The following is a 13940-nucleotide window of genomic DNA, read 5'->3' as shown; positions in this document are numbered from 1 at the left end:
CGAACGCTTTGTACAGAAGAAGTGGAGTAAAAATGATTGATGACGTGTTGCTTGATGCCGAAGAGCGTATGAGCGCTTCTGTCGATTTCACCCGCGATGACCTCGTAACGATTCGGACTGGTCGCGCTAACCCTGCCATGTTTAATGGCGTCATGGCTGATTTTTACGGTGCCCCAACCCCGATCAATCAGATGGCGACGATCTCTGTTCCGGAGCCACGCATGCTGCTGATCAAGCCGTACGACATGTCAACGCTCAAGGAAATTGAGACTGCCATCCGCAACTCTGATCTCGGCGTCAACCCGACCGATGACGGGCAAGTCATTCGCGTCACGATCCCACAGCTGACGGAAGATCGTCGCCGTGACCTGGTCAAGCAGGCCAAGCAGAAAGGTGAGGACGGCAAGATCGCTATCCGTAACGTCCGCCGCCACGGTATGGAAGCACTGAAGAAGATCCAGAAGGACGGCGACGCCGGCGAGGACGAAGTGCAGACCGCAGAAAAGGCACTGGACAAGACCACCCAGGGCTACGTGGCACAGATTGATGAGCTAGTTCAGCGCAAGGAAGCCGAGCTGATGGAGGTCTAAGCAGACCTTTCGATGAATAGAAAGCACCGCTACGTGAAACACTCGACAGATCAGTCAGGACCATCGGGCTGGCCCCGCATCGCGCCGCCCAAGCCGAAAAATGATGCGGGTCGCGACCTGCCAGCCGCCATCACGACCGGGGTCATCCTCGGTGCTGTGGTGATCGCTGCTGTGTGGGTTGGCCCTATGGCCTGGTATCCGCTTGTTGCCATCGCTGTAGCAGGTGGGATGTGGGAGGTGCTTACCCGTTTGCGGGAAGCGGGCTACCAGCAGCCGCGCACACTGCTGATCATCCTCGGTCAGATCATGGTGTGGTCCTCCGCTGCCTACAAAACCGCTGGCGTAGTTGGCGCTTTCGCGTTCACAGTGCTGTTCCTGATGTTTTGGCGGCTGTTCGACCACGGCAGGCACCAAACGCCAACCAACTATCTCCGCGACACCGCCGTGGGAGTGTTCGTCCTGGCGTGGATTCCACTGTTTGGAAGCTTCGCTGCGATGGTTTCGCTTATCGACGAAGGCTCCGTCAGCGGTTCAGCGTTCATTGTCGCGTTCATGTGCTGCGTGGTGGCGTCTGACGTTGGGGGATACGCTGCTGGCGTGATGTTTGGTGCGCACCCGATGGCGCCGGCTGTCAGCCCGAAGAAGTCCTGGGAAGGATTTGCGGGCTCGATGATATTCGGGATCATTGCAGGCGTCGCGGTGGTCACGCTACTGATCAAGGGCCCGTGGTGGATGGGGATCCTTTTGGGTGCCGCACTGGTTATGTGCGCCACTATGGGTGATCTCGTCGAAAGCCAATTCAAGCGCGAACTCGGTATCAAGGATATGTCCCAGATACTGCCTGGACACGGCGGAATCATGGATCGCTTAGATGGTATGTTGCCAGCAGCGTGCGCAACGTACATTCTGCTCAGCGCTTCCGCATTGATGAATCCGTTCTAACGTGCAAAGATGGGGCAATTATGACTGAGACCCCAACACTGCCACTTCTGACCCCAAAGTTTGGTATGCCACCGAAGCACTTCGCTGATTTGTCGAGCGAAGAGCGCATCGAGGCCCTGAAGTCCCTCGGCCTGCCGAAGTTCCGTGCGGACCAGATTGCGCGCCACTACTACGGCAAGTTTGAAGCAGATCCCCTCACAATGACGGATCTGCCTGCCGCACAGCGCGAGAAGGTAAAAGAGGCTCTTTTTCCGACGCTGCTGACCCCAGTACGTCGGGTAGAGACCGATGAGGGGGACACCACCAAGACGTTGTGGCGGCTGCATGACGGCATTCTCCTGGAGTCTGTGCTGATGCGGTACAAGGACCGCGCGACGCTGTGTATCTCCTCACAGGCGGGTTGCGGAATGGCTTGTCCGTTCTGCGCGACCGGTCAGGGCGGTCTCGACAGAAACTTGTCAACTGCGGAGATCGTCGATCAGGTGCGAGCTGCAGCAGCCATGATGCAGGAGGAAGGCTCCCGTCTTTCCAACATCGTCTTTATGGGGATGGGAGAGCCGCTGGCGAACTACAAGCGCGTGGTCAGCGCAGTACGCCAGATCACGAGTCCAGCGCCGCAGGGCTTCGGGATTTCTCAACGCAACGTCACTGTGTCAACGGTTGGTCTCGCGCCGCAGATTCGAATGCTTGCCGACGAAGGCCTCTCCTGCACGCTCGCGGTTTCCTTGCACACCCCTGATGACGAGCTGCGCGACACACTGGTGCCGATGAACAACAGGTTCTCCGTGCAGGATGTGCTGGATGCAGCCCGCTACTACGCGGATACAACAGGGCGCCGCGTATCGATTGAGTACGCGTTGATTCGTGACATCAACGATCACGATTTCCGCGCCGACATGCTCGGCAGGAAGCTGCATCAGGCGTTGGGGCCGCTGGTACACGTCAACCTCATTCCACTGAACCCAACTCCGGGTTCGAAGTGGGACGCGTCCCCGAAGGCGCGCCAGGATGAGTTTGTTCGTCGTGTGATTGCGCAGGGTGTGACGTGCACTGTCCGTGACACGAAGGGCCAGGAGATCGCTGCGGCCTGCGGGCAGCTCGCGGCGGAAGGCGAGTGACGTTGCGCCGAATTTAGGTGCGCGAAAACGGCGCCACCCTCAACCTGTGAGTGGGGTGGCGCCGTTTATTGCTATTCGGTGTAAAACGCGAAACTAGTGAATGCTCTGCTGCTGTGCACCGCGCAGTGAATTGAGACGCGCCGGATCGATGTTGAGGGCGCGCAGCTCGCGCTCATCGAGCTCGGCGTACGGGCCGGTCATCGTCTGCTGCGCGTAAATCCAGTCCGGCTCCTTGTGGCCAGCAGGCTTGTTGTGCGAGGTGACCGTGCGCACCTGGCTGAGCTTCGGCTGCAGTCCGTGGAAAATCAGTGCAACTGCAATCAAAACTGCAAATGCGAGCAGCCAAATCGTTTCTACGTGGCCGTGGTGGTTACCGAAGTTGTACGCGAGCAAGAAGATCACCGAGATCCACCCTGCGAGTTGAATCGTGCGCGGCTTGAACGCGCTCCACCCGAAGCGGGCGGAAGGGACGTCAGCTTCAGAAACGCCGTTATATACCTGTGGAGCTTTGTCCTGAGGGTGAGCCACTGCCATTCTCCTTGAGCTGTAGTCGTCCGCATCGGTTCGCATTATTGTGTATGCGCCCGACGGCGGACATGCTAAATCTGTGTGTACTGTGCATTATCTTTTCATATTGCAGGGCGCGATGGCACTGTGTAGCCCCCAATGAGTTCAAACTTTCGCACCATGTACGTGAGGGCGGCGGGGGAGGTGCGCCTGTGGGTGCGATGTGTGGTGATGGGAATGACAGAGTATCCCCACGGTCGTATGTGCACATCTTGTGTATGCACCACGACGAGCGGTGGTCAAAAATACTTTAAGGAGAAACTAAGTATCTATTTTTGCCGTGACGTGCCACAATGGAGGTTGTGAAAAAGGTTCTGATTCTTGGATCGACAGGCTCTATCGGCACACAGGCTCTCGATATCATTCGGAAGCACCCTGAAGACTTTGAGGTTGTCGGCATCGCGGCAGCAGGGCACAACCCTGAGCTTGTTATCCAACAGGCACAGGAGTTCAATCTGCGCCCAGAACAAATTGCAGTGCAGCAGCTCGACCCTGCGAAAGACGTTTCTCGCGCTGTGGGTGATGTCATTATCACAGGTGAGGACGCCGCTGCGGTTCTTGTTGAAATGCAAGATGCAGACATCGTGTTAAATGCGCTTGTCGGTTCCGCCGGTCTTGAGTCGACGCTTGCGACGCTTCGCAAGGATGGCGTGCTAGCTCTGGCGAACAAGGAATCGCTGGTCGCTGGCGGTCAATTCGTCATGGAGAAGGTGAAGCCTGGACAGCTCGTGCCGGTCGATTCTGAGCACTCTGCGATGGCCCAATGCCTGCGCGCAGGGAGCCGTGCTGACGTTTCACGGTTCGTCCTTACTGCTTCGGGAGGCCCGTTCCGGGGGTGGACCCGCGAGCAGATGATGGAGGCAACTCCGCAGCAGGCCGGGCAGCACCCGACGTGGTCGATGGGCACTATGAACACCTTGAACTCCGCCACGATGGTGAACAAGGGACTGGAGCTGATCGAGGCGACGCTGCTGTTTGGTATTGCGCCCGACATTATTGATGTCGTGGTGCACCCGCAGTCGATTGTGCACTCGGCTATCACATTTGCCGATGGAGCGACGATTGCACAGGCTTCGCCGCCGTCGATGATGTTGCCGATCTCCCACGCTCTTGCTTGGCCGGAGCGTATCCCGGGTACACAGCCAGCGCTGGACTTTTCGCAGGCGAGTGAGTGGACGTTTGAGCCGCTCGACGACGAAGCTTTCCCCGCCGTGCGTCTTGCTCGGGAAGCTTCAGCGATGGGGGACCCATACCCGGCGGTGTACAACGCCGCGAATGAGGTGGCGGTGGAAGCATTCCTTGCTGGCAAGATTCGTTTCCCGCACATCGTTGACGTGATTGGCTATGTCCTTGACGCGGCAGGGGCGTTTGCTTTTGCGCCGACATCTATCGAAGATATTCTTCACGTGGATGCTGGTGCACGCCGGGCGGCAAAGGAAGTAATCGCCCAGCTGTAAACCAGCCTGAAAGGCAAGGAGCAGCGAGTGGGCGTTGTAGGAATCATACTTTTTGCCCTGGGTATTACAGTCTCTATCGCGCTCCACGAGGCAGGCCACATGTTTACCGCACGCGCGTTTGGGATGCGCGTGCGGAGATATTTTGTGGGCTTTGGGCCGAAAGTGTGGTCCGTCAAGAAGGGGGAGACGGAGTACGGCATTGCGGCTCTCCCTCTCGGCGGATTTTGCGATATCGCAGGGATGACCGCGCAGGATCCTGTCACCGCTGACGAAGCGCCTGTTGCGATGTACCGCAAGCCGTGGTGGCAGCGAATTGCGGTGCTCAGCGGTGGCATCGCTATGAATCTACTGATCGGCGTTGTGGTGCTGTACTTCGTGGCGGTTTTCGCGGCGATTCCGAATCCGTACGCCGACCGGACACCAACCGTGGGTGAGCTGCAGTGCGCTCCCGACCAGATTGATGAGACTCATCTGGCAGAATGCACCGGTAATGGGCCTGGCTATGATGCAGGTTTGCGTGAAGGGGATAAGCTACTCGCCGTTGATGGGGAGGAGCTCACTACGTTTCCAGCGTTGAGGGATTATGTGATGCAGCGTCCGGGGGAAACAGTCACGCTTACTGTGATGCGTAACGAGCAAGAGCTTGATATTGCAGTTCCACTCGCGACCGTGTCTAGGATCGATCCAGCGACCGGTGTGTCCTTTGAAGCGGGGGCGATCGGTGTCACAAGCGCGCCAGTGGAAGACGCGATGCGCCAGTTCGGTCCGCTCGAGGCTGTGCCAGCTACGGCTGCGTTTACGGGCCAGATGCTGAATGCGACTGTCCAGGGCCTTATCGCGTTCCCGTCGAAGATTCCTGGTGTTGTGGCTTCAATTTTTGGTGCTGAGCGAGAGCTTGACGGTCCAGTTAGTGTCATCGGCGCTTCTCGCGCAGGCGGGGAGTTAGCGCAACAAAGCATGTGGTCGATGTTCTGGATGATGTTGGCGAGTCTCAACTTCTTCCTCGCGCTGTTCAACTTGATTCCCTTGCCGCCCCTGGATGGTGGGCATATAACAGTAGTCCTGTATGAGAAGATTAGGGATGCGCTTCGCAGGCTGCGGGGGCTCGAGCCTGGTGGCCCCGCGGACTACCGCAAGCTGATGCCGGTGACATACGCGATGGCCGCTGCACTGCTGACGATTGGCGTATTTGTGATGCTTGCGGATGTGGTCAACCCAATCAAGCTGTTTGGGTAGCAGTGCTAGAGTAAGCAACTATGAATCTTCCCATCGGTTTAGGCATTCCTGAAGGCCCAGCGCCAACGCTCGCACCTCGTCGAAAGACTCGTCAGCTGATGGTTGGCGGTGTGGGAGTTGGGTCGGATCACCCGATCACGGTCCAGTCCATGACCACGACGAAGACGCACGACATTAACGCTACGCTGCAGCAGATCGCGCAGCTGGCTACCGCGGGCTGTGACATTGTGCGCATTGCCTGCCCGAAGACCGTTGACGCAGATGCTCTTCCAGCGATTGCGGCGAAGTCACCTATCCCGGTGATTGCCGACATCCACTTCCAGCCGAAGTACATCTTCGCAGCGATCGATGCCGGGTGTGCTGCCGTGCGAGTGAACCCGGGCAACATTAAAGAGTTTGATGGTCGTGTGAAGGAAGTCGCTAAGGCTGCAGGGGACGCTGGTATCCCGATTCGCATTGGTGTCAACGGTGGCTCGCTCGATAAGCGCCTGCTGGAGAAGTATGGCCGGGCCACCCCTGAGGCGTTGGTTGAATCCGCGATCTATGAGGCTGGCCTGTTCGAGGAGTACGGATACGGCGATATCGCCATCTCCGTGAAGCACTCTGACCCAGTGCTCATGGTGGAGGCGTACCGCCAGCTCGCTGAGAAGACCGACTACCCGTTGCACCTCGGCGTGACTGAGGCCGGCCCGAAGTTCATGGGCACTATTAAGTCCTCCGTCGCATTTGGCGCGCTGCTCTCGCAGGGCATCGGCGATACAATTCGCGTTTCGCTCTCTGCGGACCCGGTGGAGGAGATCAAGGTCGGTGACCAGATTTTGCAGTCGCTGAACCTGCGCCCGCGAAAGCTTGAGATTGTCTCCTGCCCGTCCTGTGGCCGCGCACAGGTGGATGTGTACAAGCTCGCTGAGGAAGTGACTGCAGGCCTCGAGGGCATGGAGTACCCGCTGCGCGTAGCTGTCATGGGTTGCGTCGTCAATGGTCCTGGCGAGGCCCGCGACGCCGATCTGGGCGTGGCTTCCGGCAATGGCAAGGGGCAGATCTTCGTGAAGGGTGAGGTCGTTGAGACTGTTCCAGAGTCGAAGATCGTTGAGACACTCATTGCCCACGCTCAGCGTATTGCTGAGGAAGAGGGGCTCGAAGAGGTCGAGGGCGCACGCGCGGAAGTCAAGGTTACGCGCTAGATAGTCTGCTCGCGGGGAGTGGCGGAGGCGACGTTTCACTGTGGTCTTGGTACTTTAGGTCCATGCAACGTCTCCTCGCTTTGCTCCTAAGCGTAGTTTTTACGGGCGCGCTGGCCACTGCCTGCACACCACGCCCGAATGATGTTGAGCCCGTCGCTCGTGAGTTTCTTGACGCCCTCGTGAGCCTTGACGGGTCTAATTTTCAAGATCTTGTCGACGTCCCCTCCGACGCCAACGCATCATTCCAAGAAACGGTCGAAGGGCTCCAAGCTGAGGCGCTGGAGGCGACGATCAACGACGTCAATCAAAGTGACAACCTAGCTACCGTCTCGTACCACTTGAAGTGGGGTCTGCCGAAAGAACGCATGCTTGAGTATGACTCGCACATGACGCTGACCCAGATCGGCGAGAAGTGGACCGTTCGTTGGCAGCCCAGCATTTTGCACCCACGTCTTGGCGCGCAGCAACATCTGGAACTGCGCCCTGTGGCCGCATCCAAGGCGAGCGTTGTCTCCTCCGATGGGGTAGAACTCCTGCGGCCTGGTACTGCGTTCCGCATTCTGGTTGAGAAGCATGCCGTGCGTGACATTCCGGACACCGCACGCCGTATTTCGTCCTTCCTCCAGGATGCCCGTGGCAAATCTTCTGCCGTGGCAGACATTCCGGCCGACGAGCTCGAACAAAACCTCGCCCAGGCCCAGGGAACGTATTCGGTTGCGATGGTGCCTGCAGAGTTCGGTGACGCCGCTAAGGCGGCGTTTAGCTCCGTGCCGGGAGTGCGCATCAACGAAGAAGCGGCCATGGTCAACATCGAACCTGATTTTGCGCCGGATATGCTTGCCCGCGTTGGTGAGTTGGTTCGCGAGGACCTTATCGGCGATGACGGCTGGAGCGTGAGCGTGGTCAACGAGCACGGCGCCGTGTTGGAAGACGTTGAGCGACACGCACCTGCACCCGCTCCAACTATTGAGGTAAGCCTTGACCACAGCGTGCAATTGGCGGCTGAACGAGCGTTGGAGCCCTACGCGGGGCGGCAGGCAATGATTGTTGCTATCCGCCCGTCGGATGGTGCGGTGCTTGCTGTTGCACAGACTCGTGACGCTGACCGTGAAGGCAATCTTGCCACGATGGGCCAGTACCCACCGGGATCGACGTTTAAGATCATTACCGCCGCGGCAGGCCTCGAGCGCCAGGCCCTTACTCCGGGTAGTACCGTGCCCTGCCCGGGTACCATGAACCTCTATGGCAGGACCGTGACGAACTACGCCGGATTCTCTCTCGGCAACGTGTCGCTGCAGTCTGCCTTTGCACACTCGTGCAACACGACATTCGCCGACATTTCGACGAAGCTCGCCCCGGGTGAGCTTCGAGATATCGGCAAGCAGTTCGGGCTCGGGCTCGATATGAAGATTCCAGGCCTGGAGACGATCACCGGCTCCATCCCGGTAGGCGAGGAGCCACTCGACCGAACAGAGGCCGGGTACGGGCAGGGCCATGACCTTGCGAGCCCGTTCGGGATGGCACTCGTGGCTGCGTCTGCGGCGAATGGCTCAATGCCGATCCCCTACCTGATTAAGGGAGCGGAGACTGAGCTGAGCGAGTCTGCGCCGCGTATGCCGGATGAGGCATGGCACCAGCTCCAGGAAATGATGGCGGCGGTGACCGCCCCGGGTGGTACTGCGGCGGGGATGACCGCCGGTGGTGATATCCGTGGCAAAACCGGTGAGGCCGAAATCAACCAGGGGTCGCATTCGTGGTTCACCGGCTACCGTGTCGACGATGACATAGCATTCGCTGCTTTGGTCGTGCTTGGTGGTGGCTCGGAGGCTGCTGTCGCGTTGACGAATTCGATGTTGGTGAATCTTGACCAGTCGCGCGGGGGTTAGTCAGACCTCAGCCGGCAGGTACTACTATGGGGCGCATGAGCAAACGAGGAAAACTACAGCAAGAAGCGTCCACCCCAATCCGGAAGGTTCCGAAGGACATTGAGCGTCCCGAGTACGCCTGGAAGGGCGACGTACAGGAAAACATCGGCGAGCCGTACGTGCAGGACGCCGAGACGATCGAGAAGATGCGCGAGAGCTCGAAGATCGCAGCGAATGCACTGGCGGTTGCGGGCGCAGCAGTGAAGCCTGGCGTGACGACGGATGAGATCGACCGCGTGGCCCACGAGTACATGCTTGACCACGGAGCGTACCCGTCCACGCTCGGCTACCGTGGCTTCCCGAAGTCCTGCTGCGTGTCTTTGAACGAGATTGTGTGCCACGGCATCCCGGATAGCACTGTGATTGAGGACGGCGACATCGTCAACATTGACGTCACCGCGTATAAGAACGGCGTCCACGGTGATACAAATGCGACGTTCCTCGCTGGCGATGTCACTCAGGAGCATAAGGATCTGGTCCAGCGCACGTATGAGGCGATGATGCGGGGCATCAAGGTGGCGAAGCCCGGCCGTGAGATCAACGTGATCGGCAGGGTTATCGAGTCCTATGCGAAGCGCTTCGGCTACAACGTGGTGACCGACTTCACTGGTCATGGTGTTGGTCCTACGTTCCACAACGGACTCGTGGTGCTCCACTACGACTCGGATGCATACCGGGACATCTTGGAGCCAGGCATGACGCTGACGATCGAACCGATGATCAATCTCGGCGCACTGCCGTACGATATTTGGGATAACGGCTGGACTGTGCAGAACCGCGACGGCAAGTTCACAGCTCAGTTTGAGCACACCTTGGTGATTACGGAGGACGGCAACGAGATCCTCACCATTCCGGACAAGGATGTTGCGGAGGGGCAGCTGATGTTGGGAGTGTAACCAACTCTCAGATATAGCTGATTCGCTGTTGGTGTCGTTGTAAGGCACCAACAGCGATTCTTTTTACCCAAAAGAAAACTGCCCTGTCGCGTGTTGCGACAGGGCAGTGGCGTTTCCTAAGAGGCAGATCTTAGAGCTTGATCAGGCCGTTGTAGGAAGCGAAGTTGAAGCCAGCGATGATCAGGCCAACCAGTGCGCCGATAGAAGCGATGACAGTGCCGTCGATCCAAGCGCGTGCCCACTGAGGGACAGCCGCAGCGTCAGTCTCTTTACCGAACGCATCGGTGACGTAGAAAGGCTTGTCGGTGTCATCGTAGTAGTGGGAAGAACCCTTGCCGGAGAACAGGCCCTTGGTGCCCTCGGAGATGACCTTGCCGGCTTCCTTGTCGCCTTCCTGCTTGCCCGTGAAGATTACCTGGCGGTCAGCCTTAGGCTTAGGCGTCTCGGTGGCGGTTGGGACGGTCTCTGGCTTTGCAGGAGTATCGGTCTTCTCTGCTGCGGAAGCGGTGGCAATGCCACCAAGAGCGACAGTCAGTGCGGTTGCGGAAGCAACAGCTGCGGTGCGGAAGTTACGCATTGAGTTTCCTTCTTTCGAAATTTATTGATTCAGGTGCGGAAATCCGCGATTACTTACTTGGCTGCTGGCAGACCGTGAACAACGAAGTTGTATGCAGGTCCAACGATCAGGCCGACTGCAGCAGCAACGGAGGTGAACACGGTGAGGACGTAGCCCAGCTGTGCCCACTTTGGCTGCCCTTTAAAGTTATCCTTGGAGGAGCCGAAGATCTCGCGACCGTCTGCAGGGTTTGCCTGGACCTTGCCGTCCTTTTTCTCCCAGGCTTCAAGGCTGTGGCCGATCTTGGTGGAGGAGCCGCCCAGACCCTTGGAATCTTCAATCACCTTCGGGGCGTGGGTGGTGGTCGGAGCTGGTGTGCTCTCTTCAGCAATAGCGACGGTTGCGGAGCCGAATGCTACAGCGACAGCGGTAGCGCCTGCGAGGGCTGCCTTACGGAAATTACGCATGAAACGAAATCCTTCTCTGATAGATACTTACAAGACGTCCGGGTGGAAGTTCGGAGAAATCCAGAACCTGTGAAGGCCCTAGGACCGATAGCAAGCCCCATGTGGACTCTGCCCGGTGTCGGTGACCTACTTTAGACCAACGCGGGCAAGATTGCACAAGTTATCCCAAAAAATCCGTGAGAGAACTGTCAGTAAGCCCACGTATGGCCTGCTGCACCAACAGGGGAATCGTCGCGCGTGTCACGTGCGTTACACGTGGTGAAGTCACCTGGGAAAATGCCTGTAGCTATTAGGGGTGCCTTGCCTAAGCCTAGAGTCACCCCGTTTTGGGGTGGCGGCAAGTTTTACTCGCCGATAAATGCAAGGTCAAGACCAAGAATCGCGTTTTCGATGACTTCTGGCAGGGCGGGGTGGATCCAGTATTGCTTACGTACAACTTCTCGAAGGTCCATGTCGAACGCCATGATGGTGATCAGCTGCTGGACGAGCGTGGAGGCTTGTGGACCAATAAGATGGGCACCCAGGAGTCTCCCAGTTTTCTTGTCGGCGACAAGCTTTACGATGCCTGAGGTGTCCTCGAGTGCCCACCCGTAGGCGACGTCGCCGTAGTTCTGTTGTTTCACGGTGATGTCGTAGCCCGCCTTCTTTGCTTCCTCCTCTGTGAGGCCAACTGTGGCGATCTGTGGCTCGGTGAAGACGGCGAATGGGACATGCTCGTGTGGCATGGTGCGGTACTCGGATTCTGGGGCGCCATTCATCGCCGCCAGTAGGTTGTGGCGCACGGCACGCATCTCCGCGTTAGCTACATGCTTGAGTTGGTACGGAGAGGACACGTCACCGAGTGCCCACACGCCCGGGCAGGTGGTGCGCCCGTAACTATCGACGGCCACGCGACCGTCTTTTTCCATATCGATGTCCGATGCCTCGAGCGACATTTGGTCGCCGTTCGGGATACGGCCCATGCCAATCAGGAGGTGCTCGCTGGTGATGGTGGTGCCGTCGTCAAGAGTCAGCGCTATGCCGTCTGCGTTGTGCTGGGCGTCGCGGACGGTGCCGAAGTGGACGTCGAAACGCTCTTGGGCGAGTTCATTGAAGCGCTGGTTGATGTCCTCATCTAAGGTGCGCAGGAACGGTGAGCGGTTCACCACCGTGACTTTGGTGCCGAGTGCATCGAAGACGTGGGCGAACTCCATTGCGATGAAACCGCCGCCAACGATCGTCAGGGACTTGGGGAGCTCCGGCAGGCGCATGATGTCTTCGTTGGTGTGGAAGGGCACCGCTTTTGCCCACTCAGGGATGAAGGGGCGTGATCCGGCGGCAATCACGATCTGGTCAGCGGAGATTGTGCGCGCTTCGTTGCCGATGCCGGTGGAGATTGTCTTTGGGGCGACGAACCGCGCGTGTTGGTCGAAAACGGTGACGTTGGGGCACTCGTCGCCGCGGCGGTAGGCTTCGCCGCCCTCAGCAATCTTGTCGATGCGCTCGGTGAAGACACGGTCGATGATGGATGGCCAATCGACGCCTCGATATTCGAGGTCAACACCGAGCTTCTTGGAAGTGCGGGCCTGGTAGGCGGCGTCGGCGGCGAGGACGTACATCTTTGTAGGAATGCAGCCGACGTTAAGGCACGTGCCGCCAAAAGTACCTTCCTCGACGATGGCTACCTTTTTATCGTCGAAGTCTGGGGTGAGGATCGAGTTGCCGGACCCGGTGCCGATAATAATGAGGGCAAAGTGTTCGTCTACGTGAATGCTCATTGGTTACTCCTTAGGTGTTGTGAGGGTCTGCAGCCATTGGATGGAGGCACGGTAGGCAGCTGTGCGCGAGTAAGGCTCGGAAAGGAAGACGTCGTGGCGGGCGCCATCGATGGCGACGGTGGTGGTGTCGTCCGCAACGTGGGGTGCCCAGTAGCTGATCTGGTCGACGTCCAAGATGGTGTCCGCGGTATCGGCCGCCGGGGTGTATTCGTTTTTCAAAAAAGAATGCGAGGAATGCAGGACCAGGGTTGGAACACCAGCGTTGACTGTTCCCGAGTGAATCTTTGCCTGCGCCTGAAGTACAGCGCGCATCCAGCCGAAATATTTCCGATGCCCGGAGATCGGTTTCCACTGCTTGTTGAAGGACCATGAACCATGATCCTCGTAGTGGAGAGATTTACCGTAGGCGGTGAGACTTCCTCCTGGGAGTGGCAGCAGCGGAACAACTTTGCCGAGAGTATTGATGACTGGCTTGAACACCGTCGTCATTGATTTCGGAAACTGCAGGTCCAACCAGGGACTGTTCAGAATGATGCCGGCTACAAGTTCGTGGACTTCGGGGTTGTTGCGGCGCATCTCATCGGCCCACAGTGGCGCGATAAGCCCGCCCGTTGAGTGTGCGAGTAGTACTACCTGGCCGTGTTCCTGGGCTACGTACTGCACCGCTTTCGTGATTTCCGGGAAATAGTGGGACATATCCCGGGTGTAGTGCCAGCGCTCACCTCGCTGTCGAGAGCGCCCGCAGCGACGAAGGTCGAGTGCATAAAATGGATAACCCTGTTCGTGGAAATACTCGGCCGCATGATCCTGGAAAAAGTAATCGGACATGCCGTGAATCCACAGTAAGGCTGGTTGTCCAGGTTTGGACGGTGGCGCTGGGCTCGTTCTTACGAGTGTTGCTACGACCGGCTGGTGGGTATCAGGGTCTTCCCCGAGGGGGAGCGTAAGTTGTTCGAATCCGTCCCCCAATATGTCTGGTTGCCAGTGGTTGCTCCTAATTTTGGCCATGTAGGAATGGTAACGGACTGGCTAGGAACTTGCTTAGGCTGTGCAAGTAGCCATGTTTACCATTTGGTCTAGGGGGTGGGGGCGGGTGTAGGGGGTGGGGTGGCTGCAAGTATGAAGCAAAAACAAAATGTGGGCATAAGGGGTAACGTAAGGTGGAAACTGTTCAGCCAACAAGCGTATGGTTAGAGAGGTTACGCACCTGCCTGAGGTGTGCGTTGCACTCGTACAACGATATGG

13 protein-coding genes are annotated in these 13940 nt (G+C 58.1%); 8 read left to right on the top strand and 5 right to left on the bottom strand.

Features of this window, described 5'->3' with window-relative positions; translation table 11 throughout:
• Nucleotides 1–32: 32 nt before the first annotated feature.
• Genes frr through rlmN form a run of 3 tightly spaced genes read left to right on the top strand, consistent with a single transcriptional unit; the run spans nt 33 to nt 2650 of the window.
• Nucleotides 33–590, top strand: a complete 558-nt coding sequence (gene frr, locus KBP54_RS07010; protein WP_070362284.1) for a ribosome recycling factor — start codon at nt 33–35, stop codon at nt 588–590.
• A 12-nt stretch (nt 591–602) separates the two neighbouring features.
• Nucleotides 603–1532 carry a phosphatidate cytidylyltransferase gene (locus tag KBP54_RS07005; protein ID WP_083433144.1) on the top strand — a complete coding sequence of 310 codons (930 nt, stop codon included), beginning with the start codon at nt 603–605 and terminating at the stop codon, nt 1530–1532.
• A gap of 20 nt (nt 1533–1552) precedes the next feature.
• A complete protein-coding gene (rlmN, locus tag KBP54_RS07000) occupies nt 1553–2650 on the top strand; it encodes a dual-specificity RNA methyltransferase RlmN (protein WP_070478868.1) in 1098 nt (365 codons plus the stop codon).
• Between the two features lie 93 nt (nt 2651–2743).
• On the opposite strand, the gene KBP54_RS06995 is transcribed toward rlmN, so the two are convergent.
• Nucleotides 2744–3184, bottom strand: a complete 441-nt coding sequence (locus KBP54_RS06995) for a DUF2631 domain-containing protein (RefSeq protein ID WP_070362286.1) — start codon at nt 3182–3184, stop codon at nt 2744–2746.
• 326 nt (nt 3185–3510) lie between these two features.
• Between KBP54_RS06995 and dxr the strand changes: the two genes are divergently transcribed.
• The 5 genes from dxr to map all read left to right on the top strand — a co-directional run bounded on the left by dxr (nt 3511) and on the right by map (nt 9915).
• Nucleotides 3511–4674 (top strand): 1-deoxy-D-xylulose-5-phosphate reductoisomerase, encoded by a 1164-nt coding sequence (gene dxr, locus KBP54_RS06990; RefSeq protein ID WP_256005118.1) that lies wholly within the window; start codon nt 3511–3513, stop codon nt 4672–4674.
• Between the two features lie 27 nt (nt 4675–4701).
• The gene (locus KBP54_RS06985) at nt 4702–5910 is read left to right on the top strand and encodes a M50 family metallopeptidase (RefSeq protein WP_256005116.1); all 1209 of its coding nucleotides are present in this window, start codon (nt 4702–4704) and stop codon (nt 5908–5910) included.
• 20 nt (nt 5911–5930) lie between these two features.
• Entirely contained in the window at nt 5931–7094 is a 1164-nt protein-coding gene (gene ispG / locus KBP54_RS06980; protein ID WP_070362289.1) for a flavodoxin-dependent (E)-4-hydroxy-3-methylbut-2-enyl-diphosphate synthase, read from the top strand.
• 62 nt (nt 7095–7156) lie between these two features.
• Nucleotides 7157–8980: a penicillin-binding transpeptidase domain-containing protein gene (locus KBP54_RS06975; RefSeq protein WP_256005115.1), complete on the top strand. Its 1824-nt coding sequence runs from the start codon at nt 7157–7159 to the stop codon at nt 8978–8980.
• A gap of 35 nt (nt 8981–9015) precedes the next feature.
• Nucleotides 9016–9915, top strand: a complete 900-nt coding sequence (map, locus tag KBP54_RS06970; RefSeq protein ID WP_256005113.1) for a type I methionyl aminopeptidase — start codon at nt 9016–9018, stop codon at nt 9913–9915.
• Nucleotides 9916–10045: 130 nt separating this feature from the next.
• On the opposite strand, the gene KBP54_RS06965 is transcribed toward map, so the two are convergent.
• From KBP54_RS06965 to KBP54_RS06950, 4 genes are all read right to left on the bottom strand, one after another.
• Nucleotides 10046–10492 carry a hypothetical protein gene (locus KBP54_RS06965; protein ID WP_256005112.1) on the bottom strand — a complete coding sequence of 149 codons (447 nt, stop codon included), beginning with the start codon at nt 10490–10492 and terminating at the stop codon, nt 10046–10048.
• A gap of 53 nt (nt 10493–10545) precedes the next feature.
• Nucleotides 10546–10938 carry a hypothetical protein gene (locus KBP54_RS06960; protein ID WP_070362292.1) on the bottom strand — a complete coding sequence of 131 codons (393 nt, stop codon included), beginning with the start codon at nt 10936–10938 and terminating at the stop codon, nt 10546–10548.
• Nucleotides 10939–11282: 344 nt separating this feature from the next.
• Nucleotides 11283–12695 (bottom strand): mycothione reductase, encoded by a 1413-nt coding sequence (gene mtr / locus KBP54_RS06955; RefSeq protein ID WP_256005110.1) that lies wholly within the window; start codon nt 12693–12695, stop codon nt 11283–11285.
• A gap of 3 nt (nt 12696–12698) precedes the next feature.
• The gene (locus KBP54_RS06950; RefSeq protein WP_256005109.1) at nt 12699–13703 is read right to left on the bottom strand and encodes an alpha/beta hydrolase; all 1005 of its coding nucleotides are present in this window, start codon (nt 13701–13703) and stop codon (nt 12699–12701) included.
• Between the last annotated feature and the right edge of the window lie 237 nt (nt 13704–13940).

It is taken from the genome of Corynebacterium pseudogenitalium (genome assembly GCF_024453815.1).
In the GTDB taxonomy this organism is placed as follows: domain Bacteria; phylum Actinomycetota; class Actinomycetes; order Mycobacteriales; family Mycobacteriaceae; genus Corynebacterium; species Corynebacterium pseudogenitalium.
The sequence above is the reverse complement of the archived record's forward strand: the minus strand, read 5'-3'. Positions and strand labels throughout refer to the sequence as shown.

What these genes read in the sequence shown, in the direction of transcription:
- rlmN (WP_070478868.1), top strand. Translation starts at nt 1,553, where the DNA reads ATGACTGAGACCCCAACACTGCCACTTCTGACCCCAAAGTTTGGTATG.
- KBP54_RS06975 (WP_256005115.1), top strand. Translation starts at nt 7,157, where the DNA reads ATGCAACGTCTCCTCGCTTTGCTCCTAAGCGTAGTTTTTACGGGCGCG.
- map (WP_256005113.1), top strand. Translation starts at nt 9,016, where the DNA reads ATGAGCAAACGAGGAAAACTACAGCAAGAAGCGTCCACCCCAATCCGG.
- mtr (WP_256005110.1), bottom strand. Translation starts at nt 12,695, where the DNA reads ATGAGCATTCACGTAGACGAACACTTTGCCCTCATTATTATCGGCACC.
- dxr (WP_256005118.1), top strand. Translation starts at nt 3,511, where the DNA reads ATGGAGGTTGTGAAAAAGGTTCTGATTCTTGGATCGACAGGCTCTATC.
- frr (WP_070362284.1), top strand. Translation starts at nt 33, where the DNA reads ATGATTGATGACGTGTTGCTTGATGCCGAAGAGCGTATGAGCGCTTCT.
- KBP54_RS06960 (WP_070362292.1), bottom strand. Translation starts at nt 10,938, where the DNA reads ATGCGTAATTTCCGTAAGGCAGCCCTCGCAGGCGCTACCGCTGTCGCT.
- KBP54_RS07005 (WP_083433144.1), top strand. Translation starts at nt 603, where the DNA reads ATGAATAGAAAGCACCGCTACGTGAAACACTCGACAGATCAGTCAGGA.
- KBP54_RS06965 (WP_256005112.1), bottom strand. Translation starts at nt 10,492, where the DNA reads ATGCGTAACTTCCGCACCGCAGCTGTTGCTTCCGCAACCGCACTGACT.
- KBP54_RS06995 (WP_070362286.1), bottom strand. Translation starts at nt 3,184, where the DNA reads ATGGCAGTGGCTCACCCTCAGGACAAAGCTCCACAGGTATATAACGGC.
- KBP54_RS06950 (WP_256005109.1), bottom strand. Translation starts at nt 13,703, where the DNA reads ATGGCCAAAATTAGGAGCAACCACTGGCAACCAGACATATTGGGGGAC.
- ispG (WP_070362289.1), top strand. Translation starts at nt 5,931, where the DNA reads ATGAATCTTCCCATCGGTTTAGGCATTCCTGAAGGCCCAGCGCCAACG.